The organism is Rhizobium sp. Leaf384 (assembly GCF_001424065.1).
In the GTDB taxonomy this organism is placed as follows: domain Bacteria; phylum Pseudomonadota; class Alphaproteobacteria; order Rhizobiales; family Rhizobiaceae; genus Ferranicluibacter.
Genome location: NZ_LMQE01000001.1, coordinates 96,964 through 123,798, shown reverse-complemented (window position 1 = coordinate 123,798; position 26,835 = coordinate 96,964). Strand labels below are relative to the sequence as shown.

General features: G+C 63.1%; 18 protein-coding genes. 15 read left to right on the top strand and 3 right to left on the bottom strand.

What is annotated here, in order from left to right:
* The first annotated feature begins 254 nt into the window (after positions 1–254).
* Entirely contained in the window at positions 255–2,144 is a 1,890-nt protein-coding gene (locus tag ASG25_RS00590; RefSeq protein WP_062468088.1) for a L,D-transpeptidase family protein, read from the top strand.
* A 209-nt stretch (positions 2,145–2,353) separates the two neighbouring features.
* Here the strand turns inward: ASG25_RS00590 and gltA are convergent, their stop codons facing one another.
* Positions 2,354–3,643, bottom strand: coding sequence for a citrate synthase (gltA, locus tag ASG25_RS00585; protein WP_062471789.1), 1,290 nt, complete (start codon positions 3,641–3,643; stop codon positions 2,354–2,356).
* A 310-nt stretch (positions 3,644–3,953) separates the two neighbouring features.
* Between gltA and ASG25_RS00580 the strand changes: the two genes are divergently transcribed.
* From ASG25_RS00580 to exoR, 10 genes are all read left to right on the top strand, one after another.
* Positions 3,954–6,257 (top strand): ComEC/Rec2 family competence protein, encoded by a 2,304-nt coding sequence (locus ASG25_RS00580; protein ID WP_348271261.1) that lies wholly within the window; start codon positions 3,954–3,956, stop codon positions 6,255–6,257.
* Between the two features lie 339 nt (positions 6,258–6,596).
* Positions 6,597–7,559: a tonB-system energizer ExbB gene (gene exbB / locus ASG25_RS00575; protein WP_062468087.1), complete on the top strand. Its 963-nt coding sequence runs from the start codon at positions 6,597–6,599 to the stop codon at positions 7,557–7,559.
* A 2-nt stretch (positions 7,560–7,561) separates the two neighbouring features.
* Complete coding sequence (exbD, locus tag ASG25_RS00570) at positions 7,562–7,996, top strand: TonB system transport protein ExbD (RefSeq protein WP_062468085.1); 435 nt, start codon at positions 7,562–7,564, stop codon at positions 7,994–7,996.
* Between the two features lie 186 nt (positions 7,997–8,182).
* Positions 8,183–8,842 (top strand): protein-L-isoaspartate O-methyltransferase, encoded by a 660-nt coding sequence (locus ASG25_RS00565; RefSeq protein WP_062471786.1) that lies wholly within the window; start codon positions 8,183–8,185, stop codon positions 8,840–8,842.
* 330 nt (positions 8,843–9,172) lie between these two features.
* On the top strand, positions 9,173–10,531 hold the full coding sequence (locus ASG25_RS00560) for a TolC family outer membrane protein (protein ID WP_062468084.1): 1,359 nt from the start codon (positions 9,173–9,175) through the stop codon (positions 10,529–10,531).
* A gap of 164 nt (positions 10,532–10,695) precedes the next feature.
* Entirely contained in the window at positions 10,696–11,652 is a 957-nt protein-coding gene (locus ASG25_RS00555) for a DUF2497 domain-containing protein (RefSeq protein ID WP_062468082.1), read from the top strand.
* A 242-nt stretch (positions 11,653–11,894) separates the two neighbouring features.
* Complete coding sequence (locus ASG25_RS00550; protein WP_062471783.1) at positions 11,895–14,738, top strand: valine--tRNA ligase; 2,844 nt, start codon at positions 11,895–11,897, stop codon at positions 14,736–14,738.
* Positions 14,739–14,787: 49 nt separating this feature from the next.
* The gene (locus tag ASG25_RS22465) at positions 14,788–15,216 is read left to right on the top strand and encodes a hypothetical protein (protein WP_156379904.1); all 429 of its coding nucleotides are present in this window, start codon (positions 14,788–14,790) and stop codon (positions 15,214–15,216) included.
* Positions 15,213–16,469, top strand: coding sequence for an OmpP1/FadL family transporter (locus ASG25_RS00545; protein ID WP_062468080.1), 1,257 nt, complete (start codon positions 15,213–15,215; stop codon positions 16,467–16,469). Before ASG25_RS22465 ends, ASG25_RS00545 begins: the two co-directional genes overlap by 4 nt.
* Before the next feature lie 607 nt (positions 16,470–17,076).
* On the top strand, positions 17,077–17,874 hold the full coding sequence (gene exoR / locus ASG25_RS00540; RefSeq protein WP_062468078.1) for an exopolysaccharide production regulator ExoR: 798 nt from the start codon (positions 17,077–17,079) through the stop codon (positions 17,872–17,874).
* A 94-nt stretch (positions 17,875–17,968) separates the two neighbouring features.
* Here the strand turns inward: exoR and xth are convergent, their stop codons facing one another.
* Positions 17,969–18,775: an exodeoxyribonuclease III gene (gene xth, locus ASG25_RS00535; RefSeq protein WP_062468076.1), complete on the bottom strand. Its 807-nt coding sequence runs from the start codon at positions 18,773–18,775 to the stop codon at positions 17,969–17,971.
* A gap of 269 nt (positions 18,776–19,044) precedes the next feature.
* Here xth and ASG25_RS00530 point away from each other — a divergent pair, with 269 nt between their 5' ends.
* A complete protein-coding gene (locus ASG25_RS00530; protein ID WP_062468074.1) occupies positions 19,045–20,508 on the top strand; it encodes a phospholipase D-like domain-containing protein in 1,464 nt (487 codons plus the stop codon).
* Between the two features lie 89 nt (positions 20,509–20,597).
* Here the strand turns inward: ASG25_RS00530 and erpA are convergent, their stop codons facing one another.
* Positions 20,598–20,930 (bottom strand): iron-sulfur cluster insertion protein ErpA, encoded by a 333-nt coding sequence (gene erpA, locus ASG25_RS00525; RefSeq protein ID WP_062468072.1) that lies wholly within the window; start codon positions 20,928–20,930, stop codon positions 20,598–20,600.
* 198 nt (positions 20,931–21,128) lie between these two features.
* Here erpA and ASG25_RS00520 point away from each other — a divergent pair, with 198 nt between their 5' ends.
* The 3 genes from ASG25_RS00520 (at position 21,129) to ASG25_RS00510 (ending at position 26,785) form a co-directional block, all read left to right on the top strand.
* Positions 21,129–22,346, top strand: a complete 1,218-nt coding sequence (locus ASG25_RS00520; RefSeq protein WP_062471780.1) for a deoxyguanosinetriphosphate triphosphohydrolase — start codon at positions 21,129–21,131, stop codon at positions 22,344–22,346.
* Positions 22,347–22,449: 103 nt separating this feature from the next.
* Positions 22,450–24,210 carry an arginine--tRNA ligase gene (argS, locus tag ASG25_RS00515; RefSeq protein ID WP_062471777.1) on the top strand — a complete coding sequence of 587 codons (1,761 nt, stop codon included), beginning with the start codon at positions 22,450–22,452 and terminating at the stop codon, positions 24,208–24,210.
* 61 nt (positions 24,211–24,271) lie between these two features.
* A complete protein-coding gene (locus tag ASG25_RS00510) occupies positions 24,272–26,785 on the top strand; it encodes an SPOR domain-containing protein (RefSeq protein ID WP_062468070.1) in 2,514 nt (837 codons plus the stop codon).
* The last annotated feature ends 50 nt before the right edge of the window (positions 26,786–26,835 follow it).

Below are 26,835 nucleotides of genomic sequence, written 5' to 3'. Positions count from 1 at the left end.
CAACGAAGGATGGCGGGCGATGCCGATTTTCCGCCGGTGCTGCCGGGCCTGTGCGGCAAAAAGCGTAAACTATCAGATTCTTGCGATGTTTCAGCGAAGGCTCCGCAAGGTTTCGGTGCGCTTGTCACTGCGTTTAGGGCGTCTGCGTTTCCTTTTCATTCACCAACATTTCTTATAAGTCGGATGCTTGGTGACATGAACGGCATCGGGCGCCACCCGCCATGAGGCGGCACTGCGATACGGAAAGTTCGGCTATGACATTGAAGAAGACAGCAGCGATCGTCACCCTCATGTCGGGGTGCGCCCTGACCACGCTCAACGTCGGTCACGCCGACGCCATGACGCTGATGGACCTGTTCCGTCGCAACCGGGCGCCGGAAACCTTCCAGACGCTGCCGGAAGCAGCGCCGGCGCCAGCCCAGGAACAGCCCGCACGGCGCAGCGCATCCGCGTCGCCTGCGCCCCGTGTCGTCGGGCCGAAATATTACACCTACAAGGCGGAAGCGCCCCGACGCATCGAGACCGACCGTCTGGTCGATCCGGTCGTCACCGGCTCGCTTCGTCCGGAGCTCGTCTCGACGGGCGATACCACGCTGCTGAACGATGCGCGCCCGTATATGCCGTCCGTCACGGCCTATGCAGCGCCTGACGTCGCCAAGACGATCGAAGCCTATTATGCCGGTACCGATGCCCTGATCTGGATCGACGCCAAGGGCGTCAACGATCGCGCCCGCGCCGCCATGGCCGTGTTGGCCGACGCGGCAAGCGTGGGCCTTGATCCGCAGGACTATGCTGTCACCCTGCCCACGGAGACGCCGGATGCCACGGATATGGCGGCCCGCGAGAAAGCCCTGGTTTCCTTCGAGATCCGACTGAGCGCGGCCGTCTTGACCTATGTTCAGGATACGGTGCGCGGCCGCATCGATCCGAACGCGATCTCCGGCTACCATGATTTCAAGCGCAAGGACGTGAACCTTGCGGGCAAGATGCGCGTGATCGCGGCAAGCCATGACGTTGCGGCGTTTCTGGCAACGCAGACGCCGTCGAACGTCGAGTTCACGGCCCTGCGCAACGAATTGAAGCGGCTTGAAGCAACGGCCGACGGTCAGCCCCGCATCGAGATCCCGGAAGGGACGCTTCTCAAGCCGGGCATCGCCGATCCCGGCCTGCCGGCGGTCGTGGCTGCCATCAAGGCAAAAGGCTCGGATGCCCTGAAGACAGAGCATGCCGCGACGCTCGACGCCTATCAGGGCAGCGAGGCCTACACGCCGGATCTCGTGGCGCTGGTCGAAGGCTTCCAGAAGGAGAACGGCCTGAAGCCCGATGGCATCGTGGGCCGCGCCTCGATCCGCATCCTCAGCGGCGGCGACAGCAATGCCGACAGGATTTCCAAGCTGCGCATTGCCATGGAGCAGGCCCGCTGGCTTCCGGCGGATCTCGGCAGCCGCTATGTCTTCATCAATCAGCCGGCATTTACCGCATCCTATCATGATGGCGGCGTCGAGCAGTTCAACATGCGCGTCGTCGTGGGTTCGAAAACGAACCAGACCTATTTCTTCGAGGACGAGATCCAGACGGTCGAGTTCAACCCCTACTGGGGCGTGCCGCAATCGATCATCATCAACGAGATGCTGCCGAAGCTGCGCAGCGATCCGGGCTATCTCGATCGCCTCGGTTATCAGGTCGAGGTGGGCGGCCGTCCGGTGTCGTCCTATGATGTCGACTGGTACGGCTCGACCAAGTCCGTCTCTGTCCGCCAGCCGCCGTCGGACGACAATGCACTCGGCGAACTGAAGATCCTGTTCCCCAACGCGCATGCGATCTACATGCACGACACGCCGTCCAAGAGCTTCTTCAAGAAGGACATGCGGGCCCTCAGCCACGGCTGCGTTCGGCTTGCCGACCCGCGCCGCATGGCGGCTGCCGTGCTTGGAACGACCGTCGAAGACGTCGCCAAGCAGATCGCCGATGGCCGCAACAAGGGCGTGTCGGTTCCAAGCCGCATCCCGGTCTATGTCGCCTACTTCACGGCCTGGCCGGACAAGAATGGCCATATCGCCTATTTCGACGACGTCTACGACCGCGACATGTACATGAACCGTGCTTTCGACGCCACGCGCCAGGTCCGCCGCATCGAAGGCTGAGCGCGCCGTTCCAGGTTTGGTTCACGGATATGAAGCCAGTCTCCTGATCGAGACTGGCTTCATTACGTTTGTCGGAGCGAGCCCGGAACCAAGCCCTCTGCAAAACAGGATGACAACCAGGCGGCGCGCAGCGAGCGCGACAATTCGGCGAAAAAAAACCGCGGGCTCGAGGCCCGCGGCTTGTCGTCTCACATTACCGTGCGAACGGCTTAACGCTTGGAAACGGGGACGTAATCCCGCTTCGGCTCGCCAACATAGAGCTGGCGGGGACGGCCGATGCGCTGCTCGGGGTCCTCGATCATTTCGTTCCACTGTGCGATCCAGCCGACGGTCCGCGCCAGGGCGAACAGAACCGTGAACATGGTCGTGGGGAAGCCAAGCGCCTTCAGGGTGATGCCGGAATAGAAGTCGATGTTCGGGTACAGCTTCTTCTCGATGAAGTAGGGGTCCGTCAGCGCGATGCGCTCGAGTTCCATGGCGACCTGCAGGAGCGGGTCGTCCTTATGGCCGAGTTCCGCCAGAACCTCATGCGTGGTCTTCTGCATGATCTTGGCGCGCGGGTCGTAGTTCTTGTAGACGCGGTGACCGAAGCCCATCAGGCGGAAAGGATCGTTCTTGTCCTTGGCCTTGGCGACATATTCCGGAATACGATCGACGGTGCCGATTTCGGCCAGCATATTCAGGGCCGCTTCGTTGGCGCCGCCATGGGCCGGACCCCAGAGGCAGGCGATGCCGGCCGCGATGCAGGCAAACGGGTTCGCACCGGACGATCCGGCAAGACGAACCGTCGACGTCGAGGCGTTCTGTTCGTGATCCGCATGCAGGATGAAGATCCGGTCCATGGCGCGCGCGAGAACCGGGTTGACCTTGTATTCCTCACAAGGCACGGCAAAGCACATGTGCAGGAAGTTCGACGCGTAGTCGAGATCGTTCTTCGGGTAAACGAAGGGCTGGCCGATGTGGTACTTGTAGGCCATGGCGGCAAGCGTCGGCATCTTCGCAATCATGCGCAGGCTGGCGACCATGCGCTGATGGGGATCGGTGATGTCGGTCGAGTCATGGTAGAAGGCCGACAACGCGCCCACGCAGCCGCACATTACGGCCATCGGGTGGGCGTCGCGACGGAACCCCGTGAAGAAGCGCGACATCTGCTCATGCACCATGGTGTGGTGCGTGACGCGATGGTCGAAGTCGATCTTTTGTGCCTTCGTCGGAAGTTCGCCGTAGAGAAGAAGATAGCAGACCTCAAGGAAATCGCCCTGTTCGGCGAGTTGCTCGATCGGGAAACCGCGGTGGAGAAGAATGCCCTCGTCACCGTCGATGTACGTAATCTTGGACTCACATGACGCTGTCGACGTGAAGCCGGGGTCATAGGTGAACTGACCCGTCTGCTTGTAGAGCGTGCCGATGTCGACCACATCCGGGCCGATGGAACCGGACCGCACGGGCAGTTCGACCGATTTATCGTTGACCGTTACCGTTGCGCTTTTGCCTGCCATATAGCGATCCTCCATGTGCACCGAAACGGCACGAAATCGTGCCGCATTTCGTCATTGTTGCCTCAGTGCTACCGCATTTGATACCCCCTGCCAAGCGTGCGGCGGCGGTGCTTTTGCGATGCAGCATAATCATTTCGCGACGCGATAGTTGCATGGATAGGCGGCAGTTCCAATCGTGCCTGCTCACGAAAGCTGCGGCTTCCAGCGCTCCTTGATCGACATGATGAAGAAATAGGCACGAACGAAAAATTGTAACCCGCGCTGTTTTCTGCGAGACTTTTGCCGGGCGGCAAGAGGGGCATGGCATGTGATGCGTGACGTGCCGGAAACGCCAGTGGATGCTCGCCCTCGCAGCGATGGCCCCGCTGGGCGCGCGCCGGTCCCAGCCGACCGCTTCAACCTTCGCATGCCTTTTCCGGTGCCGCTTCCCGCCAGACGGTCGTTCGCTTCCCGGCCCCAAGGCCGTGCCTTGGTTGGGAGGCTCCGGTCGCTGCCCCGAACATGGCCGAACAGCATCCGTCTCGCCTGGGACGAGGAGAGAGCGTTCGGGCATCCGTTTCTTGTCCTGCCGGTGCTGATGGCTTTGGGCGCAATCCTGTGGTTTTCAGCGCGCGATCCCCCGAGCATGGTCACTCTCGCAGTTCTGGCATGTGTTTTTTGCATAGCTAGTGTCGCACTCCATGCACGGCCGGGCTTGCTGAGCCTGGCGCTTATCGCCGCGACATTCCTGCTGCTCGGTGCTGCCTTCGCCGCCTTCGAGACCGCGAGAACGACGACCATCCTGCTCGACTCGCCGGTGACGACGACCCTCACGGGTCGGATCGTCAGCCGGGAGATCACCGGCAAGAACGCCTACCGCTACGTCGTGGCCCTGCAGAGCACGGAGGCTCCGGTTTTGCGGCGCCCGCCGGCCACGTTGACGCTGACGGTCCGCGGCGGCAGGCCGGCGAGGGTCGGGGAGACGATCAAGGGACGCGCGCGCCTCTCCCCGCCGTCGGGACCTGCACTCGCCGGCCTCAACGACTTCGGCTTCGACAGCTTCTTCAAGGGTATCGGCGCGGTGGGATACGCCTTGGGCAATCCGCAGGTCGTTGCAACCCCCGTCCCGGACAGGGCCGGGCGGGGAGGTTCGATCGAGGCGGCATGGCAGGGGTTGGCGATCTGGCGAGAAGCGATCGGCATTCGCATCCGGGCGACCATCCCGGGCGACGCCGGCGCGATCGGCGCAGCTCTCGTGACCGCAGAGGAGCGTGCGATCGGCGACGACAGCATCACGGCGCTGCGAAACTCCGGCCTTGGCCATGTCCTGGCGATTTCCGGGATGAACATGGTGCTGGCGGCCGGTACCCTTCTGGTCGGCTTGCGCACCGGCCTCAGCCTCGTGCCCGGTCTCGCGCATCGGGTGCCGATCAAGAAGATCGCCGCCGCGGGGGCGCTCGCCATGGTGTGCTTCTACATTCTGATCTCCGGCGGCGCGGTCTCCGCGGTTCGGTCCTGGATCATGATCGTCATCATGCTGGTGGCGGTCTTCTTCGACCGGCCGTCGATCAGCCTGCGCAATGTCGCCGTTGCGGCGCTTGTCATTCTGGCTGTCGATCCGTCGTCCGTCTCCGGTCCCGGGTTCCAGATGTCCTTTGCGGCGACGCTGGCCCTTGTCGCCGGCTATGCCCGCTGGCGGCAGCGCAAGGTGAAGGGCGGCCGTCGCGGCGGAAACGAGATCCTTGCCGGGGTTCGCAGCTTCCTCGCGGGACTTTTCCTCAGTTCTCTGATGGGCGGCGTCTCCACGATGGTCTATTCGGCAGCGCACTTCAACCAGTTGCCCGCCTACGGCCTGCTGGGCAACATGCTCGCCATGCCGGTCATCGGCATCGTCGTCATGCCCGCGGGACTGATCGCGATGCTTCTGATGCCGCTGGGGCTCGACACCCTGCCGCTGATCGTCATGGGCTATGGTCTTGAGGTCATGATGGCGGTGGCGCGGTTCGTCTCGTCGCTTGGAGGGCAGATTTTCACCGGACGTTTGCCGCCGTCCGCCTTCGCGTTAATCGCCATCGGAGGTCTCGTTCTCTGTCTGCTGCGAACGTGGCTGGCCCTGGCCGGTCTTGGTCTCGTCGCCGCCGGTCTCTGTGTCGCCGGGCTCGCGTCTTCGGAACGTCCTGTCCTCGTCATCGCCGAAGACGGACGATTGGCGGCGATCATCGAGGGCGGGGCAGGTGCAAGCAACCGCAGCCGGCCACCCGCCTTGATCTACGGCCAGTGGACGCGGGCCCTGCGGCTCGACCGGCACGTCGCCCCCATTGTACGAGCGGATCTTGCTTTACCAGAACCGCCGGCGCGGGCATCCGAAACGCGCAAGCGACCGCCTTTTGCGCCCGGGGCAGCCGCAGCCTCGCTTCAACGGCTCGTCGCGGAGGGCACGCGGGACCGCTTTTCCTGCGTGCCCGGTCAATGGTGCGCAACCACCTCGCGTGACGGCTGGGTGATCGTGACCGTGGAAGATCGGCGACTGATCGGCGTCGCCTGCGACCGCGCCGATATCGTCGTGACATCGGCAAGCCCGGCTTTCACGACGTGCCGATCCGGCGCGATGCTGGCAAGCGGGCCGTCGCTCTGACGGACGGGGGCGCTTGAAGTCTACGCTGATCCGAAAGCTCCGGACGGGCGGCGGATCGTTCCTGCCATGAATGGGCTCACCCGCCCGTGGCAGCGCCATCGCGCCTATGACTGGCGTCAAGACCGCTATTCCGAAGCGCCGACGGAGAGTGTCGCCCCAACCTAGATTTCTCCTGCCAAAGAATCATGATGAAATTAGTCTACAAATCTTGCCTTACCCGTCTCCGGTGGCATATGAGGGCGTCATGACGTCACCAAGGTGACGAAACCGGCACCGGTCGGTGCCCCGGTTCATCCTCCGCTCCGACGGACCGGATGGCCCGCTTGAAACGGACGAATCATGTCGAACCGCATATTTTCCATGCTCAAATTCGCCGTCGCGCTGATAGGGATGCTTGCCCTCCCGCTCACGGCCGCCGCACAGACAGCGACATCGCCGACGCCATCAGTGAGTGCGCCCTCCGTCGCACCCGAAGCGCCGGCGCCAAGCACAATGGTAACGGGCGATGTCGCGCAAGGGCAGCCGGAGCCGGCGGTCGCCGAGGGCGCAGATCCCGCTCTGCCGCACGATTTGTCGCCGGTCGGCATGTTCCTCGCGGCGGACTATGTGGTCAAAGGCGTCATGATGGCCTTGGCGCTTGCGTCAGTGGCGACCTGGGCCATTCTGCTGGTCAAGGTCTTCGAACTGTCTGCGGCCAAGACCCGTCTCCGACAGGCGCTTTTCCAGTTCTCGGAGGCAACTGGCTTGCGGGATGCGTCGGAAGGCCGTCCTGTCCGCACCGGGCCGGCCGTCGACATGCTGACGGCCGCGGGACAGGAGCTTAGCAAGTCTGAGCCGATCCTCGATCTCGTGCCGGGCGAGGGCGTGCGGGAACGGGTCGCCTCCCGTCTGCAGCGCATCGAAGCGGGCGCCGGCAAGAAGATCGCAGCCGGCACGGGTGTGCTGGCGACGGTCGGCTCCATCTCGCCCTTCGTTGGCCTGTTCGGCACTGTGTGGGGCATCATGAATTCCTTCATCGGCATCAGCCAGGCACAGACGACCAATCTCGCCATCGTCGCGCCGGGCATCGCGGAAGCCTTGCTGGCGACGGCAATCGGTCTCGTGGCGGCCATTCCGGCTGTCGTCATCTACAATTACTTCGCAAGGTCGATTGCCGGCTATCGGCTGATCCTGGCGGATACCGCCGCGGCCGTCGACCGTCTGGTCAGCCGCGATCTCGATTTCCGACTGGCGCGCCGCGTCGCGCCGCGGTTTTCCGACGCGAACCGGCAGGGCGACCTGCCCGCTGCACGGGGGAGGTGACCATGGCAACGCGTCTTGGCGACAGCGGCGGCGGTGATCTCGAGGAGAACGCCGAGATCAACGTCACACCCTTTATCGACGTCATGCTGGTGCTCCTGATCATCTTCATGGTCGCAGCGCCGCTGGCCACGGTGGACATGAAAGTGGATCTCCCGCAATCCGCAGCCAAACCGAGCCCCCGGAGCGACGACAAGCCGGTGTTCATCACCCTCAAATCGGACCTGACGCTGGCGCTCGGCAACGAAACGACGGACAAGGCGCGCTTTGCTGCCGATCTCGACGGAATGACCGCCGGGAACAAACAGACGCGCATCCTCCTGCGAGCGGACAAAACGGTTGATTATGGTGCCCTGATGGATCTGATGAACCGGATCCAGCAGGCAGGCTACAGCAAGATCGCGCTCGTTGGCCTGGAGGGCGCCGTTCCCGCGCCATGACACGCCGTGGGCCGTTGATGACGCCGGGATGCCGGGCGATTTCTTCATCCCTGCATTCGCCGCTTGAAACGTGCGGTTCGGCGATTTATGAGCTTTGACAGGCAGCCCGCCATCAAGGCGAGCGCAGGTCGTCCGGATCAGGATCCAAAGGGGCGACGTTTAAAGCGGATCGAAGAGGCACGCGCGATGGATTTCGAAGCAGCACGTATCAAGATGGTCGACAACCAGGTTCGCACCACGGATGTCACCTCTCATACGGTCCTTTCCGCGTTCCTCGCCGTACCCCGCGAGGCTTTCGTCCCGGAAAACCGCAAGCAGCTGGCCTATATCGACACCGATATCGCAGTCTCTCAGGCCGATGGCGGACGCTACGTCATGGAGCCGTCACCGCTTGCCAAATTGCTGCAGCTTGGCGAGATCGCCAAGACCGATACCGTGCTCGAGGTCGGCTGCACGACGGGCTACACATCTGCGCTTCTCTCGCTGCTCGGCAAGGACGTGACGGCGCTCGAGAGCGACACGGCGCTCGCTGCCGAAGCGAAAGCCAACCTCTCTGCCCTTGGCTACGTCAATGTCGAGGTCGTCACGGGACCGCTCGAAGCCGGTTATTCGTCGAAAGCACCTTATGACGTCATTTTCGTCAATGGCGCGATCGAGATGGTCCCGGAAGCGTTGTCGTCGCAGCTGCGAGATGGGGGGCGTCTCATCGCCGTGGTGGGTTTCGGCAACGCCTCGCGCGCCAAGGTGTTCATGCGCGAAGGCGGAAGGACATCCGAGCGGAAGGCGTTCAACACGGCCGTGAAGCCCCTGCCGGGCTTCCGCGTCGCCAAAGAATTCGTTTTCTGACCGGTCGTCCCGACAGAAGAACGGTTTATCAGTTTCTTGGACAGGCCGGATCGCCGACATGCGATCCGGCTTTTCTGTTTGCAGGCGGAGACCCGTCCCCTTCTCGATGGACGGGATCCCCGGCATGGTCAGCCCGGCGCCATTCTCGACAATTAGACCTGCCTTGGATACTGAGATGCGATAAGGGAATCATCCTGTCGCGGTCTCGGATGGGCGTGCGGGGTCCGATCGGGATGTCCGGCGGATCATCGGCGTGACTGTTGCGCCGGGAACCCTTATACCGATCTGCGGGTGCCGGAGTGCTGGATCCTGTCATACTGGAGGCATCGCATGAAAATGCTGCGCACCACTGTTGTGCTCGCTCTGGCTTTTGGTTCGCCTGCCGCGGCCGAGACGATCGCGGACGCCATGGCAAAGGCGTACGTCAACAATCCTGACCTGAACGCCGCGCGCGCGGGGCTTCGCGCCGTCGACGAGTCCGTCACGATCGCCAAATCGGGCTATCGGCCTCAGGTCTCGGCCGTGGCGAGCGCTACCCAGACGCGCTATGACAGCGAATTCCAGCGACGGCCCCAGAACTTTCATCAGGGATCTGCCGGCCTGACGATCACCCAGCAGATCTTCGACGGGTTCCAGACCCTGAACGAGGTCCGGGCATCCGAGTCGACGGTGCTCTCCAGTCGCGAGAACCTGAAGGCCAACGAGATCTCCATCCTTCTGTCCGCCGCCGAATCCTATGCCAATGTCGTGCGCGACCAGCAGGTCGTCGGCATCCGGCGCCAGAACCTGGCGTTCCTCAAGGAACAGCTGAAGGCGGCCAATGCCCGCCTGACGGTGGGCGAGGGCACGCGGACGGATGTGAGCCAGGCAGAAGCGGAGCTGGCGAGCGCCAAGGCGCTGCTGGCAACCGCCGTCTCGCAGTTGACGCAGAGCGAAGCGGTTTATGTGCAGGTCGTCGGCGACGCTCCCAAAAACATCAAGGCGGCATCACCTGCAAAGGCGGGCATGCCGCGCACGCTGGATCAGGCGGTCGCTGCAGGCTTCCGCGATAACCCGCAGATCATTGCCGCGGAATATGCCGTGGACGCGGCAGGCTACAAGGTCAAACAGGCCGAGGGCACGATGCTGCCGGGTGTGACGATCCAGGGCTCTGTCAGCCGCAACACCGGCGATGCCAGCAGCAATGGCGGCATCGACAACAGCTCCGGATCGATCACCGCCCGCCTGCAAGTGCCCTTGTACCAGGGCGGTGCGGAATACGGTCAGATCCGGCAAGCCAAGGAGCGTGCCGGCCAGCAGCGGATTGCCGTCGACAGTGTCCGTCTCGATGTGCAGAAGACCGTCGTCAGTGCCTATGCCCAGCTGGATGCCGCCCGCGCGTCCATTTCGGCCAACAAGGAGCAGATCCGGGCCGCAAACCAGGCGCTCGCCGGCGTCATCGAGGAGCGGAAGGTCGGCCAGCGCACCACCCTCGATGTTCTCGATGCTCAGCAGTCGGTGCTCGTTGCTCGCGAGAGCCTGGCCGCCTCGCAGCGCAATGCCGTGGTCGCAAGCTATTCGCTCCTCGCCAGCATGGGCGTCCTGACGGTGCGCGGACAGAACCTCAAGGTGGCAGAATACCGGCCAGAAGATCACTACGAAGCCGTCAAGGACAAGTGGTTCGGCCTGAACCCGCCCGAACAGCGGTAAAGGTCTTCCTTTGCTCGATGTGTCAGACCGGATGACGGGAGAAACAAATCTGTGCATCATCCGAGGAGGATGATTCGCGGCATTCCGCCAATTGGGCAAGTCGCTTAAGGATCATCAGGCTCTGCGCGAAGCGGCGCGCGCGTTGAATGAAACGAGGATCTGCAATGGCACAATCGAACCTGGCGCGCGAACCGTCCATGGACGAAATTCTCGCTTCGATCCGCAAGATCATCGAAAGCAACGAGGCGACCGGTCCGGGCCTTCCCGCCAACGACCATGGGCCGATGTCCGACAGCTATTATTCCAGCGACCGCGCCTATCTCGACGAGGAGCAGCCCGAGGATATCCAGCTTACGATCGACGATACCGTGTTTCCGGACTTCGACGTGGCGGACGGCGCCTCCGTGCAGCAGCCGACATTGCCGCAGAGCTATCCGGATCCGGAAATGTCCCGCGCCGCAGCCTCGGCCCCGCTTTCTCTCGCGGACGTTGCAGCCCGCGTTCGTGCCGCTTCGGAACGCCAGTCGATGCCGCGCGAAAGCGTTGGCGCCGCCCGTGAAAGCGATGCGAGAGCGCCTCAGCCGGCGCCACGCCAGGAACGCGCGCAGCCCGTGCCGCAGGTCGATGTCACGGCCGCACGTCCTGACACGTCAAGCAGCGTCGGCTATCGCGAACCCGCGCCCGTCGAGGCGTCGACCCACGGCGATCGCGCGCATGCGGCAGAGGTAGAGGCGTCGATCCGCGCGATGGCACGCGACGTTGTCGCGCCGCATCTGTCGGTGGAGGAACCGGTGTCCAGCGACGTGGTCGTTGCCGAATCCCCCGTTGTCGCGCAGCCGGATATAGCCGTGGCATCGCAGGCCGTCCCGCAGATGTCGCCCGACGTGCGGGCAAAGGACGCTTCCGCGATCATCTCCGACGCTGTCAGCGAGCAGGTCTCCCGGTCGTTTGGCGAACTCGCACTGGCGATCGACAGCAGCCCCCGCCGCTCGTTCGATGAGATTGCCGAGGACATGCTGCGGCCGATGCTGCAGGAGTGGCTCGACGACAATCTCCCGACTCTGGTCGAGCGCCTCGTCCGCGAGGAAATCGAGCGCGTCGCGCGCGGTCCACGGCGCTAGTCCGCCGCTCGGAGCGGCGATACGCGAACCTGCCGCCTTTCGCGCGGCTCCGTATGAAGAGCGAACCCGGCGCCCTGTCAGGTTTCCGGCAGGTCGCGTCGGCCGCGCTGGCGCGGTCGGGCGTGGCACTTGCGGGTGGCACTCGCGGGTTGCGTCACCCATATTGACGGGGTGGAATGTTGCGCCTCTGCGCCGTTCCGGTCTACAAGCCTCCCACATCAACCAGCATGTTTGGCTCCGAAATGCTTGACAAAACCTATGATTCCGCTGCGGTTGAACCGCGTATTGCCAAGCTTTGGGACGATGCCGACGCGTTTCGCGCCGGCGCGGGCGCCAAACCCGGCGCCGACCCCTTTTGCGTCGTCATCCCGCCGCCGAATGTGACCGGCTCGCTCCACATGGGGCATGCGCTGAACAATACGCTTCAGGACATCATGATTCGCTTCGAGCGGATGCGCGGCAAGGACGTGCTGTGGCAGCCCGGCATGGACCATGCCGGCATCGCGACGCAAATGGTTGTCGAGCGGCAGTTGATGGAGCGGCAACTTCCAGACCGTCGCGCCATGGGCCGCGAAGCGTTCGTCGATCGCATCTGGGAATGGAAGGGCGAATCGGGCGGCTTGATCTTCAATCAGCTGAAACGCCTTGGCGCCTCCTGCGACTGGTCGCGCGAGCGGTTCACCATGGATGAGGGTCTTTCCAAGGCTGTTCTGGAAGTGTTCGTCACGCTTTACAAGCAGGGCCTGATCTACAAGGACAACCGGCTCGTCAATTGGGATCCCAAACTCCTGACCGCCATCTCGGATCTCGAGGTCGAGCAGATCGAGGTAGCCGGCAATCTCTGGCACCTGCGCTACCCGCTGGAGCCCGGCGTTACCTATCAGCATCCCGTCGCCTTCAACGAGGAGGGCGAACCGACCGCGTTCGAGACGCGCGACTACCTGGTCGTCGCGACGACGCGGCCGGAGACCATGCTCGGCGACACCGGCATCGCGGTCAATCCTGAAGACGATCGGTATCGCGCCATCGTCGGCCGGCACGTCGTGCTGCCGCTCGTCGGGCGCCGCATCCCGATCGTCGCCGACGACTATGCCGACCCGACGGCGGGTACCGGCGCCGTCAAGATGACGCCCGCGCATGATTTCAACGACTTCGAGGTCGCCCGGCGTCATGACCTGCGCAAGATCAATATCCTGACGGTCGACGGCCACATCACGCTCAAGGAAAACGAAGACTTCCTGGAGGGGCTGCCGGCGACGGGCGAACTCGATGCCTTGATCGAGATCCTCGAAAACGTCGAGCGTTTTGCCGCTCGCAAGATTATCGTCTCGCTGTTTGAAGAGCGCGGCCTGCTGGACAAGATCGAACCGCACAAGCACATGGTTCCCCATGGCGACCGCGGCGGCGTTCCGATCGAGCCGCGCCTGACCGAGCAATGGTATGTCGATGCCGCGACGCTGGCCAAGCCCGCCATCGCATCCGTTCGCGAAGGGCGCACCAATTTCGTCCCGAAATCGTGGGAGAAGACCTATTACGAGTGGATGGAGAACATCCAGCCGTGGTGCGTTTCCCGCCAGCTCTGGTGGGGACACCAGATCCCCGCCTGGTACGGACCCGATGGACAGGTCTTCGTCGAGAAGTCGGAAGAAGAAGCGCTGCACGCGGCGATCCAGCACTACCTTTCCCATGAAGGCCCCATGAAGGCCTTCGTTCAGGATCGGATCGAGAACTTTGCCGTTGGCGAGATCCTGACGCGGGACGAAGATGTCCTCGATACCTGGTTCTCCTCGGCCCTGTGGCCGTTCTCGACGCTGGGCTGGCCGGATCAGACACGGGAGCTGGCCAAGTATTACCAGACGGACGTGCTGGTGACCGGTTTCGACATCATCTTCTTCTGGGTGGCTCGGATGATGATGATGGGCCTGCATTTCATGAAGGACGAGAGCGGCAATTCGGTCGAGCCGTTTCATACCATCTATGTGCATGCGCTCGTTCGCGACAAGAACGGTCAGAAGATGTCGAAGTCGAAAGGCAACGTCATTGATCCGCTCGACCTGATCGACGAATACGGCGCCGATGCGCTGCGCTTTACGCTGGCCATCATGGCGGCGCAGGGACGCGACGTGAAGCTCGATCCGGCGCGCATCGCGGGCTATCGCAATTTCGGAACCAAGCTCTGGAATGCAACGCGCTTTGCCGAGATGAACGGCGTCAAGGCCGATCCATCCTTCCTGCCGGAAGCCTGCGTGCTACCCGTCAACCAGTGGATCCTCACGGAACTCTCGCGCACCGTTCGCGAGGTGACGACGGCCATCGAGACCTATCGCTTCAACGAGGCGGCCGGCGGGCTGTATCGTTTCGTCTGGAACCAGGTGTGCGATTGGTACCTGGAACTTCTCAAGCCGGTGTTTGCGGGGGATGACGAGGCGGCCAAGGCCGAATCGCAGGCCTGTGTCGCCCATGTGCTCGAAGCGGCCTACAGGCTGCTGCACCCGTTCATGCCCTTCATGACGGAGGAGCTCTGGACGCAGACAGCGGGCGAGGGCGCCACCCGGGACGGTCTGCTTTGCCATGCGGCCTGGCCGTCGGCCGGCTTTGCCAACGAGCATGCCGCTGCGGAAATCAACTGGCTGATCGATCTCGTCTCGGGCATCCGCTCGGTTCGCTCCGAGATGAACGTGCCGCCTTCCGCAATCGCGCCGCTGGTCGTGGTCGATGCCGGCATCTCCACGCGCGAACGACTTGAGCGACATGCCGCGGCGATCCGTCGGCTGGCGCGCGTCGATGCGATCGAGATCGCGACGACGGCGCCCAAGGGCAGTGCGCAGATCGTGGTCGGCGAAGCGACGTTCTGCCTGCCGCTCGGCGCCCTGATCGACCTCGTGGCCGAGAGAGCACGTCTCGCCAAGGCGATCGACAAGGTCGAGATCGAGCGGCAGCGTATCCTCGGGAAACTCTCGAACGAGAAGTTCGTCGCGAATGCGCGGCCGGAGGTCGTTGAGGCCGAGCGGGAACGTCTCGCGGAACTCGATGGCCAGAAGACCGCACTCGACGTCGCTCTCGGCCGTATCGCCGACGCAGGCTAGGCCTTGGCCGGTCTGCCGGTCAGTTCCAGACGATGACAGGGGTTGCAGCATGGCTGCAGCCCTTTTTTCATCGGAAGACCGCGCCAGGAAAATGCGATCCGATCACGCGGGCGATTCGAACGGTTTGGAACGGGTATCCATCGCTCGAGAAAACTCGATGAAACGCGCGGCGACGGCGCGTTGTTGCAATGCGAGAGAGGAACATGTCCGAAAAAGGGCAGGTTGTGGCAAGGCGGTGACACATCGGGCCCGAAAGCAAATTCCTGCCCCGATTGTCGCGATCAGGGCATTTCGTAGAAAAAAAATTCCAAATCGTCCGTTTTCTGACGTGCAGACGAAATTCTTACGTCAATTTTTGCACGCAACCAGATGTGACCATCAATTTCTGGGAATTGCATTCGGTTTGTATTCGCATATCCTCATGTTCAATAAGGCGGCATCCGAGGGCGTGTCGTCGCGAGAGTGGGAGGTTACATGAGTTTCATTTTTACACGGTCGGTCATCGCCACGGCAGTGCTCGCCGCGATGACGGCGACGTCCGCTCAGGCGGGTGGCCTGGAGCGCGGCGGTTACAACATCGATCTCCTGTTTGACCCCTCTGCCTATGCTCTTGAAGCCACGACGACCTACGTCAACCCGCAGCGCGATCTCAAGAACGGTCAGGACACCAATGCTGCCAACGGCCTCGGCGCCAACGGGCTTGGGGGCGGCTCGACATCGGTGCGCGACACGGAAAGCTACTGGGTTCCCCGCGTCGGCGTGAAAGCCGCGCTGGGCGATAGCGGCATCGACTGCATGGCCGACTACTCGCAGCCTTTCGGCGCTGACATCAATCCGGGTCGCAACTGGATCGGCGCCAACGACAACACGAAAACCAAGATCAAGACCGACAACTATGCCGTCACCTGCTCCTACAAATGGGCCATGGGTCCGGGCAAGGTTCGCGTCATCGCCGGCGGCTTCTATCAGGAAGTGGAAGGCTACAAGGAGCGTCTGGTTGCGCCGAACTTCTACGGCACGGGCAACGGCATCGGGCGCCTTGACCTGGAAGACAACGGCTGGGGCGGACGCGTCGGCCTGGCCTACGAAATCCCGGAATACGCGTTCCTGACGAGCCTGGTCTATAACAGCGAGGTCAAGTACGATGATATCGAGGGGACGATCGACCTCAGCCAGGTCACGGTTCCCGGACCGGGTGGACCGGCAAGCCCGATAACCTTCGGCAAGTATGCAGTCACCGGCGAGGCCTCCGTCCCGCAATCGCTGGAATACAAGATCCAGACCGGCATCGCGCCCGACTGGCTGGCCTTCGGCTCGGTCAAGTGGACCGATTGGAGCGTTCTGCAGTCGGTCAAGTTCTGCCCGGCGACCCTCAGCCCCCTTACGCCCTGCACCAGTCTTGATCTTCTGTACCGCGACGGCCTGACGGTGACCGCAGGCGTGGGACACAAGTTCAACGATCAGTGGAGCGGCGCCGTCAGCCTGACCTGGGATCGCGGCACCAGCACGGTGATCAATACGCAGAGCGATACCTGGACGCTGGGAACCGGCGTTGCCTACAAGCCGGTCGAGAACGTCGAATTCCGTCTGGCCGGTGCCGTCGGCATCCTGACCAGCGGGTCGTCCCGTTCGACCACGATCGACGGCGTCCCCTTCGGCAACAACGTGCGCTACGATTACGGCAACGATGTCGTAACCGCCGTTTCGACGTCGCTCAAAGTCCGCTTCTGATCTCTGGTGCCATCGCCTCCAAGAACGCCCGGCTTCACAGTCGGGCGTTTTGCGTTCGGTGGGATGCCGGGCACCTTCGCTGGTTCGGTCGGTCAACGGCCGGCGGCTGAGCCGCGAGCAAGCCGGGCGCGCAAAACACGATCCGACCCGGCGATTTGTGACGATTCCGCAACACGCCAAGTGAATGGTCTGACGGCGGCGGCAGGCCCCTGTTTCAGTCTATTTCCCGCCACAAACGGGGAGCATCGATCTCCCTGCGACCGGACGCCGCGACCCGACGCTCACGTCTGCGACATGGGGAACGTTTTTTCAGCGGTGGAAACGAAGTAGTGATGTTTCATAGTGTTACATGACGAACTTCGAGATGACGGACGGTTGGAACCGGTGCGGGAACCGGGGATCCGGCAGGGAACAAAGAAGGGCCGCAGTGTCGCCGAAAATCGACGCTAGCTTGGCTCCGGTAAGCAAGATGACAGCGGCCTTAACGGCTGCGACGGGGGATGGCGGGCGAGGGGTCGCCGCGACATCCCGACAAGGCATGCAGCGAGTGGGGAAGCGCCGGATCGAACATAAGGCGAGCCGGGTTGAACGGAAGATTTTGACGAATATGCTACGCGAATGCAGGTCGTTGACGTTGGTGGTATTGAGTTTGGCGGCAGCGCTTGGAGCGTCTTGCGGTGCGGTTCGCGCCTTTGACCCCAATGCTGGCGTGACCAAGGAGTCCGGTCCTTTCGCCCTGTTCAAGTTTGGTTTCTCCGCCTACAAGAACGGTCGCAAGGACGAGGCCGTCGAGGCCTATCGCTACGCCGCCGAGAAGGGGCATACGGCCTCCCGCTGGGCCTTGGCCAACATGTATGCCGATGGTGACGGTGTCACGGAAAATGACCTCGAAGCCTTCAAGATCTACAGCGAGATCGCCGAAAACGGCGTCGAGCCGGGTTCGCAGGATACCGGATATTTTGCCAACGCGCTGATCTCGCTTGCCGGCTATTACCGCCGTGGAATTCCGGACACGCCCGTTGCCGCCGATCTTGCCCAGGCACGCCAGCTCTATTTTCAGGCCGCCTCGACCTTCGGCGTCGCGGAAGCGCAGTTCCAGCTGGCAAAGATGCTGCTCTCGGGCGACGGCGGTAGTGTGAACGTCCAGCAGGCCAAGAAGTGGTTGAACCGCGCCCGCAAGAAAGGGCATGCCGGGGCCATGGGCGTCTTCGGAAATGTCATCTTCCAGGAAGGTCAGACGGTGCGTGGCCTCGCCTACATGACGGCGGCTCTCGATCAGTGTTCGCCCAAGGATCGCCAGTGGCTGCAGCCGATGCAGGAGCAGGCCTTCTCGCTGGCCACCGAATCCGACCGCCGGGTTGCGATCAACATGTCCCACACCATTCGGACCGGCGAAGCGGACTAGCGGCCGCTCCAACGCGAGCCGTGCGGCTTGCCTCTTCTCTCCCTACTGTTGCGCCGAGACGGCTTCCTGTGCGGGCTGGTGGCCGAATGGCGCCCTACGCGGCGGCGACCTCGATCGGCTTGACGTCGAAATGCGCGATCACCGGCACATGGTCCGAAGGTTTCTCCCAGGCGCGCACGTGCTTCTCGATGTCGGTCGATATCAGGAGATCGGTTGCTTCGGGCGACAGCATCAGGTGATCGATACGAATGCCGTGGTTCTTCGGCCAGGCGCCGGCCTGATAGTCCCAGAAAGAGTAGAGTGACGCCGCGTCGGTCGTTGCCCGCACCGCATCGGTGAGGCCTAGCTGCTCCAGACGCCGAAAGGCAGCCCGCGTCCGCGGCAGAAAGAGCGCGTCGTTCTGCCACATGCCCGGATCCCAGCAGTCGTGCGGTTCGGGGATCACATTGAAGTCGCCGGCCAGAATCAGCGGTTCTTCCAGCATCAGCCGCGCTGCGGCGAAGGCCTGGAGCCGCTCCATCCAGGCCAGCTTGTAGGTGTATTTTTCGGTCTCCGGCGGATTGCCGTTCGGGAGATAGAGCGAGCAGACCCGGATCACGCCCCCGGTCACCGAAAAGACGCCCTCGATGAAGCGGGACTGCAGATCCTCGTCGTCGCCCGCAAGCCCGTTCGTGACCTCGTCCGGCTTGATGCGGGACAACAGGGCGACCCCGTTGAAGCCTTTCTGGCCATGGGTGAAGACGTGGTAGCCAAGCGCCTCGATCTCTGCCCTGGGAAACCCTTCGTCCACGGTCTTGATCTCCTGCAGGCAGGCAATGTCGGGTCGGGATTCCTGCAGCCAGGCAAGGAGCGCATCGATCCGGGCCCTGACGCCGTTGATGTTCCAGGTCGCGATCTTCATGGTCTCTCTCTCCTGCGTAGCTGCAACGCTGTCTTAATGCGCGCCGGGCGCGTTGACAAACGCAGCGTGAGACCATTGGCCGCCGCGATGCTTGCAGGCGCGAGGCACGGCGCAGGCGCAGGCGCCCCAATGCGATCAGACAGGCAAGCTTGCTGAGCTCGAGGTGGCGCCAGCGGGAATCCGCCAACGGCGATACACCTTTGCTTCCGGTTGCGCTAAGTCAGCACGTCACGTCACCGATCGTCGAAGAGAAGGAGTGAGTCCGGAGCATGATCCAGACGCTCGCCACATACTGGCCGCACATTTTCGCCGTGCTCTCTGTTCTCCTCGGGGTTCCCGCTGCGATCCACGCGACCATGACGAAGGACGAGGTGCGCGCAGCGCTCGGCTGGGTGGGTGTCATTGTCCTGTCCCCCGTCCTTGGTGCCATCATTTACGCCGTCGCGGGAATCAATCGGATCCGGCGCAGTTCCATCGGCCTTCAGCGTTCGCTCCTGAAGGACAGGACGGCCGATGCGCTCCAGCGCTTCGATGTCACCGACACCCTGGTCGCCGAGCGTTTCGGCCAGCGCTTCTGCTCGCTCAAGATTCTTGGCGACAAGGTCAGCCGCCACCACATGTCGGCCGGCAATCGGATCGTCATGCTGGAAGGGGGCGACAGCGCCTATGCGCGTATGCTGGACGCCATTGCCGGCGCGCAGCGGTCCATCCTGCTGGAGACGTACATTTTCGACCGGGATCCGGTCGGCCTGCGCTTCGCCGATGCTCTGATCGCCGCGGTGCAGCGCGGCATCGCGGTACGTGTGCTGATCGACGCGGTTGGCGCGCGCTATTCCGTCCCCAGCATCGTCGGCTACCTCAGAAAGGGCGGCGTCACCACGCGCACCTTCAACGGCAATATCGTCATGGGCCTGCGGCTTCCCTATGCCAATCTGCGAACGCACCGCAAGATCCTCGTGGTCGATGGCAGCGTGGTCTTTACCGGCGGCATGAACATCCGTGCGGGCTTCACCGCCGAATTTGCAAAAGGCGAGGAGGCCCACGATACGCATTTCGAGGTTCGCGGTCCGGTCGTCGCCGATCTCCTGCATGTCGCCTGCGAGGACTGGCAGTTTGCCAATGCCGAGATCCTGGAGGGCGAAGCCTGGGGCATCACCCCGCCGCCCGACAGCGAGCGCAAGGCCCCGATGATCATGCGGGTCATACCCACGGGCCCGGACCGCGCGAACGAAGCCAACCACAAGATGATCATGGGCGCGATTTCGGTTGCCCGCCGAAGCATCCGGATCATGTCGCCCTATTTCCTGCCGGACCGCGAACTGGTGAGCGCGCTGGTGACGGCCGCGCTGCGGGGCGTCCGCGTCGATATCGTGGTGCCCGCCGTCAACAACCTCACGCTTGTCGATCGCGCCATGACCGCGCAGTTCGACCAGGTGCTGAAAGGCGGCTGCCGCGTGTGGCGGGCACAAGGCGCGTTCAACCATTCCAAGCTGCTGACCATCGACGGACGATGGTCCTATATCGGATCCTCGAACATCGATCCCCGATCGCTTCGGCTGAACTTCGAGATCGACCTCGAAGTGCTTGACGCCAGTTTCGCAGCCGATCTCGAGCGGCGTTTCGAAGACATCCGCAGCGCGTCGAATGAGGTGACCCTGACGGGGCTTCGGGCACGACCGTTGGTGACGCGATTGCTCGACCGGGTCCTCTGGCTGGGGTCACCCTATCTCTAGGTCACCATCTTTCAGCTGCCTGATCGTTACAAATCATTGACTTCAGAGTGGTTTCGTACCCAGATTCTCAGATCCGGGCACAGCGGACGTCAGATCGAGAAGCTGGTCCCGCAGCCGCAACTGGCAACGGCGTTCGGATTGCGGATCTGGAAGGATTGTCCGAGGAGATTGTCAACGAAGTCGATCTCGGAGCCTTCCATATAGACGAGCGACAGGCTGTCGATCAGCACCTTGGCATCTCCTTTTTCGAGAACCAGGTCGTCGTCCGAGCCGTCGTCGACCAGGTCGAACTTGTAGGAAAATCCAGAGCAGCCGCCGCCTTCGACGGAGACGCGCATGGCGTGCTTGTCACTGTCCGCCTTGAGGATCGTAGCGATGCGCTTTGCTGCAGAATCGGACAGCGTTACGGTGGCGTCGGTCATGTCGTGTCTCCTGCCGGGGTCAAGATCCGGAGAGTTTGTCGTAACTTACGAAGGAATCCGTATCCATGGTCTGCGCTGCAGCTACCAAACGCATGATTCACAACGGATCATGGCGGAAGGCGGCAGTCCGCGCTTTCATGCGGGCAAGACTATAGGTATGAAGGCTTTAAAACCGCGTCAATGGGATGCTGCATGCAAATGGCTTTGGATAAGGATGCACTGGGTTTCGGCACGGGCCAGCGGGCCGTTTTTGCGTCCGATCCATGGACCAGCCGGGGACGGCTTTACCCCGAAGGGACGAGCACCACCCGTTCGGACTTTCAGCGCGACCGCGACCGCATCGTCCACACCACGGCCTTTCGGCGCCTGAAGCACAAGACGCAGGTCTTCATCGCAGCCGATGGCGACCATTACCGCACCCGGCTGACGCACACGATCGAGGTAGCCCAGATCGCCCGCGCGCTCGCCCGCGCCATGCGCCTCGACGAGGACCTGGCGGAGGGCGTGGCGCTTGTGCATGACTTTGGCCATACGCCATTCGGCCACACGGGCGAAGACGCGCTCCAGGAAGTGCTCGCGGCCTATGGTGGTTTCGACCACAATGCGCAGTCGCTTCGCATCGTCACCAAGCTCGAGCGTCGCTATGCCGAGTTCGATGGGCTCAATCTGACATGGGAAAGCCTCGAGGGCCTGGTCAAGCACAACGGACCCCTGACCGGCCCGTCCGCCGATCCGCGGCACCCCGTCGTTCCCCAGCCCATCCTCGACTATTGTGCCCTGCATGATCTGGAACTGGGAACGTTTGCAAGCCTTGAGGCGCAGGTCGCGGCGATCGCCGACGATATCGCCTACAACACGCACGACATCGATGATGGCCTGCGCTCGGGCTATCTCACCTTCGACATGCTGGAGGAAATCCCGTTTCTTGCAGGCCTCATGCGGGAGGTGCGGGAGAAGTACCCAAACCTCGAGGCTGCACGGTTCACGCACGAAATCATGCGCCGCCAGATCACGGCCATGGTCGAGGACGTGATCGGTGTGGCGCAGACAAACCTGCGTGAGCTTCGCCCGGAGAGCGCGACCGATATCCGCATGGCAGGGCGCGTCGTCGCGACGTTCTCGCCCGCGATGGGAGAGACCGACCGGCAGATCAAGCGCATGCTCATGACCCGGATCTACCGGCATGCCGATGTCATGCGGGTCCGGGAGAACGCGGCCCGGATCGTGGTCGATCTTTATCACGCCTTCATGGCCGAACCGCGCGAGATGCAGAAGCACCACTGGACAGATCAGATTGCCGGTCTCGCAGAGCCTGCCAAGGCGCGCCACGTGGCGGATTACATAGCCGGAATGACCGATACCTACGCGATTTCGACGCATCGGCGCTTGTTTGACCACACTCCGGATTTGCGCTAGAGCGCGACCCACCCGCCCGATCGCGCATCCCGGTACGCCGAGAGCCGGGCCCCTGATGCGGACCGCGGCCTGAAGAGGCGCGCCCTCTCTGACGATGGATATCATGAACATTTACGCCGACCTTGAAGCCAGAGTGAAAAAAGTCCTTGAAACGATTGATGTCGTTAAGGAAAATGGTTCGAAGGTTGATGTCTCGCGCGTGGCGGTGGAAACGCCGCGGGATCCGAGCCATGGCGATGTTGCGACCAATGCGGCCATGGTGCTGGCCAAGCCGCTCGGCACGAACCCGCGCGGGCTGGCCGACGCGATTGCTGCCGCGCTGCGGCAGGACGCCGATATTGCCGAGGTTTCGGTTGCCGGGCCTGGCTTCATCAATCTGCGCCTCTCCGTCGGCTACTGGCAGCGTCTCCTGGCCGCGATCGTCAAGGCGGGGAACGACTATGGCCGCAGCACGGTCGGTGCCGGGCGAAAGGTCAATGTAGAGTATGTCTCGGCGAACCCCACAGGTCCGATGCATGTCGGGCACTGCCGTGGCGCCGTGGTTGGCGACACCTTGGCGAACCTGCTCGCCTTTGCCGGCTGGACCGTGACGAAGGAATACTACATCAACGACGCGGGTTCGCAGATCGATGTGTTGGCGAAGTCTGCCATGCTGCGCTATCGCGAAGCGCTCGGTGAAGCGATCGGCGAGATCCCCGCTGGTCTTTACCCTGGCGACTACCTCGTTCCGGTCGGGCAGGCACTGGCGCAGGAATTCGGCGAGAGCCTTCTCGGCATGCCCGAAGACCGCTGGATGCCGCTTGTGAAGGAACGGACCATCGCTGCGATGATGGCGATGATCCGCGAGGATCTGGCCGCACTCAACGTGCACCACGACATCTTCTTTTCGGAACGGACGCTTCACGCCGACGGTGCGCAGCGGATCCGCTCGGCGATCAACGATCTCACCTTCAAGGGCCACGTCTACAAGGGAAGCTTGCCGCCGCCAAAAGGGCAGGTGCCGGAAGACTGGGAAGATCGCGAGCAGACGCTGTTCCGCTCGACGGATGTCGGAGATGACATCGACCGTCCGCTGATCAAGTCGGACGGCTCCTACACCTATTTCGCCGCCGACGTCGCCTACTTCAAGGACAAGTTCGATCGCTCCTTCGACGAGATGATCTATGTGCTGGGCGCCGACCATGGCGGCTATGTGAAGCGGTTGGAAGCCCTGGCACGGGCGGTGTCGGGCGGCTCGGTCAAGCTGACCGTGCTTCTCTGCCAGCTCGTCAAGCTCTACCGCAACGGCGAGCCTGTGAAGATGTCGAAGCGGTCCGGCGATTTCGTCACCCTGCGCGACGTCGTGGATGAAGTCGGCCGCGACTCCGTGCGGTTCATGATGATCTACCGGAAGAACTCGGAGCCTCTGGATTTCGACTTCGCCAAGGTCACCGAGCAGTCGAAGGACAATCCGGTCTTCTACGTGCAGTATGCGCATGCGCGCTGCCGTTCGATCTTCCGCCAGGCTGCCGAGGCCTTTCCGGATCTCGACCTTGCGGCCGTCGATTTTGCCGAGGCGCTGGGCACCCACATAGCGGATCCCAGCGAGTTGCAGTTGATCGCAAAACTGGCAGAGTATCCCCGTATCGTCGAATCGGCGGCACTGGCGCAGGAGCCGCACCGCATCGCATTTTATCTTTATGATCTGGCCAGCGCGTTCCATGGGCATTGGAACAAGGGCAAAGATTTTCCGGGCTTACGCTTTATTAACGATAAAAGTAGAGAATTGAGCCTTGCCAGACTAGGACTGGTGCATGCGGTTGCCTCCGTTCTGAGGTCCGGCCTTGATATTACAGGCACGGATGCCCCGAACGAGATGCGATAGCATGTCACCATTTCCCCATATTGGACTGGCACGACCGGCCCAGTATTTGTGAGTGGAGCGAATGGCAGACAAACAGTTGGCACGAAGCGCGGATGTGGACCCGAACTCGTTTCCGGATGAAGATCCGTTGAGCGAGCTGGCCCGCATTGTCGGCTACGACAATCGTCCCGCCCTGCAGCAGCTTCAGGAGCTGGAGCGTCATCGGGAAGCGGTTCGCTACGACCCGATCGTTGATCTCGAAGAAGAGCTGATGCGGGAGTTCGAGGCGTACGATACGCCCGTCGTGCCCGATGTCGCGACGCCAGAGCCCGTCGTGCACATGCCGCCCGTCGTGCAGATGCCCCCTGTCGTGGAGCCCGTCGCCGTTCAGCCGCCGGTTCGCGCGCCGCAGCCGGTGCAGCCGCAGCCGCGCCCTGTCGAGCCCACCTTCGAGATGCAGCCCGAGCCGGTTGCGCATCATAATTCCGAACCGGGATATTCCGCGGTGCGCCGTTCCGAGCCCGCGATCGACCTGGGCGATGAACTCGAAATGTCGCTGGGTTCTTCGCCGCAGCCGGTCGTTGCACCCCCAATGCCGGTCGAGCCGGTTCGCCAACCCGTCCGCCCCCACGTGGATGCCCTGCTGCAGACCGTCGAGCAGTTCGCCGTTCCGCATGCGCCGGCTCGTCCTGCTGTCGCTGCCGAGGCGGCACGGAAAAACAACTTCCCCTTCACGCCGAACTTCAGCCGCGCGACGCCGGTGGCTCTCAGCAGCGGGGCCAATCGCACCTTTGCGACACCCCTGCCGCCGGCCCCTGTCGTGGCTCCCGCCGCTCCGGTCCTGCCGGCTGCGGCTCCCACGATGGCTGTTGCGCCGTCCAAGGTCGAGCCCGTCATGCAGGCGCAGGCTCCCGTAGCCGCTGCCGCCGTCGTTGCCGCTCCGATCGCGGCACCCTTTGTCCAGCCTGCGCCCGCCGTTGCTGCAGAGCCCGAGCCGGATTTCAACTTCGATGATTTCGAGATCGATTTATCCGATATCGACATTGAGCTGGATATGGCGGCGGACGAGGTTGCTCCGATCGAGGAGCCGGTCGAAGCGTTCACCGAAGCCGAACTGCCCTTCGATCCCTCGATGATTGCCGAAGCCGATTACGGCGTGACGGCAACCGGCGACATCGACGTGCCCCAGCTCCCCGTGATCGAAGAGCAGAATCTCCAGCTCGATGCCGGTGACTACGATCTGGATATCGATGCCGAAATGGCACAGATCTTCAGCGCCGGTCGCCAGGAATCGGAACGCGGAAACAGCGACGTCGCAACGGCCGTTGCGGCAGGCGTCGCGGGCGCTGCCGCCCCGGCACGGTCCTCGCACGAAGAATTTGCCGATTTCGAACGGGCGATGGAAGAAGACTTCCGGCGTTCGATCAGCCAGCGCCAGGAGGTCATCGGGCAGGGCGATCGTTCGTACGAGCCGGCCCACGGGAACGACAACGACGTGCGTCCGCGCAGCAAGCTCTTCCTCCTCGCCGGTGCTGCCGCCATCGTGCTGATCGCCGGTGGCGTCGGCGCCTATACGATGATGGGCAGTGTCGGTGCGACCTTTGCGAGCTCCGAGCCCCAGATCATCCTTGCCGACAAGGCTCCGACCAAGATGGTTCCTCTTGAGAAGGGCGGCAAGACCGTGCCCAATCAGGACAAGGCCGTCTACGACCGGGTTGCCGGTGCGCAGGAAGAGGCGCCCCAGCAGGGGACCCTGGTCTCCTCGACCGAAGAACCCATCGACGTTGTCCAGCGGACGTTGACCCCGGAGAGCCTGCCGCTCGAAGGCGCAAACGGCCTGGACGGCATGCCCGCCGACGACGAAGGCGCGGATCGTCTGATGCCGGAAGATGGCGACGCCCAGGCCACGGCAGCAGCCGAGGATGCTGTGCCCGCCGTTGCGCCGCGCAAGGTCCGCACGATGATCGTGCGCCCCGATGGAACGCTTGTCGCCCGCGAAGAAACCGCACCGGAAGAAGCACCCGTCGTTGCGGCGGCTGCCCCCACGGGCAAGACCGTGAAAGCCGGCACGCCCACGGCGAACACGGCAGCCCTGGCGACGCCCGCGCAGGACGAAGTCGGCGCGCTCGCTGCCGCAGCCGACGCGACGGTGTCGAACGTTTCGGCCCAGACCGCCAAGGCGCAGCCGCTTCCCGAAGCCCGTCCTGTGACGAAGCCGGTCGAGACTGCCAAGGCAACACGCAAGCCTGTCGATACGTTCGCGACGTCGACGACGCCGGCGAGCGCAGCAGCCAGCGGTGCGGCGAGCGCACCGGCCGACACGTCGCCGGTTCAGACCGCGTCGATCGCACCTGGCAGCTATGTCGTTCAGGTCGCCTCCCTCCCGTCGGAAGCCGAAGCGCAGAAGTCCTACAAGAGCCTGTCCGGCAAGTTCGGAAGCGTGATCGCAGGCCGCGGTGTCGATATCAAGAAAGCCGACATCGCCGGAAAGGGAACGTACTATCGCGTCCGCATCCCCGCCGGCAGCCGGGACGAGGCAAACGCGCTTTGCTCCCGCCTGAAGAGCGCCGGCGGAAGCTGCCTGGTCACACGATAGGCGAAGACAGACACGTTTGAAGGGCGCGGCCGAGGCTGCGCCCTTTGTCG

Bases quoted from the DNA above. Each gene is read 5' to 3' on its own strand.
- xth (WP_062468076.1), bottom strand. From the start codon at position 18,775: ATGAAGATCGCGACCTGGAACATCAACGGCGTCAGGGCCCGGATCGAT.
- ASG25_RS00560 (WP_062468084.1), top strand. From the start codon at position 9,173: ATGAAAATGCTGCGCACCACTGTTGTGCTCGCTCTGGCTTTTGGTTCG.
- exbD (WP_062468085.1), top strand. From the start codon at position 7,562: ATGGCAACGCGTCTTGGCGACAGCGGCGGCGGTGATCTCGAGGAGAAC.
- ASG25_RS00565 (WP_062471786.1), top strand. From the start codon at position 8,183: ATGGATTTCGAAGCAGCACGTATCAAGATGGTCGACAACCAGGTTCGC.
- ASG25_RS00520 (WP_062471780.1), top strand. From the start codon at position 21,129: ATGGCTTTGGATAAGGATGCACTGGGTTTCGGCACGGGCCAGCGGGCC.
- ASG25_RS00510 (WP_062468070.1), top strand. From the start codon at position 24,272: ATGGCAGACAAACAGTTGGCACGAAGCGCGGATGTGGACCCGAACTCG.
- ASG25_RS00555 (WP_062468082.1), top strand. From the start codon at position 10,696: ATGGCACAATCGAACCTGGCGCGCGAACCGTCCATGGACGAAATTCTC.
- erpA (WP_062468072.1), bottom strand. From the start codon at position 20,930: ATGACCGACGCCACCGTAACGCTGTCCGATTCTGCAGCAAAGCGCATC.
- ASG25_RS00590 (WP_062468088.1), top strand. From the start codon at position 255: ATGACATTGAAGAAGACAGCAGCGATCGTCACCCTCATGTCGGGGTGC.
- ASG25_RS22465 (WP_156379904.1), top strand. From the start codon at position 14,788: ATGGCTGCAGCCCTTTTTTCATCGGAAGACCGCGCCAGGAAAATGCGA.
- ASG25_RS00545 (WP_062468080.1), top strand. From the start codon at position 15,213: ATGAGTTTCATTTTTACACGGTCGGTCATCGCCACGGCAGTGCTCGCC.
- exbB (WP_062468087.1), top strand. From the start codon at position 6,597: ATGTCGAACCGCATATTTTCCATGCTCAAATTCGCCGTCGCGCTGATA.
- ASG25_RS00550 (WP_062471783.1), top strand. From the start codon at position 11,895: ATGCTTGACAAAACCTATGATTCCGCTGCGGTTGAACCGCGTATTGCC.
- ASG25_RS00530 (WP_062468074.1), top strand. From the start codon at position 19,045: ATGATCCAGACGCTCGCCACATACTGGCCGCACATTTTCGCCGTGCTC.
- ASG25_RS00580 (WP_348271261.1), top strand. From the start codon at position 3,954: ATGCGTGACGTGCCGGAAACGCCAGTGGATGCTCGCCCTCGCAGCGAT.
- argS (WP_062471777.1), top strand. From the start codon at position 22,450: ATGAACATTTACGCCGACCTTGAAGCCAGAGTGAAAAAAGTCCTTGAA.
- gltA (WP_062471789.1), bottom strand. From the start codon at position 3,643: ATGGCAGGCAAAAGCGCAACGGTAACGGTCAACGATAAATCGGTCGAA.
- exoR (WP_062468078.1), top strand. From the start codon at position 17,077: ATGCTACGCGAATGCAGGTCGTTGACGTTGGTGGTATTGAGTTTGGCG.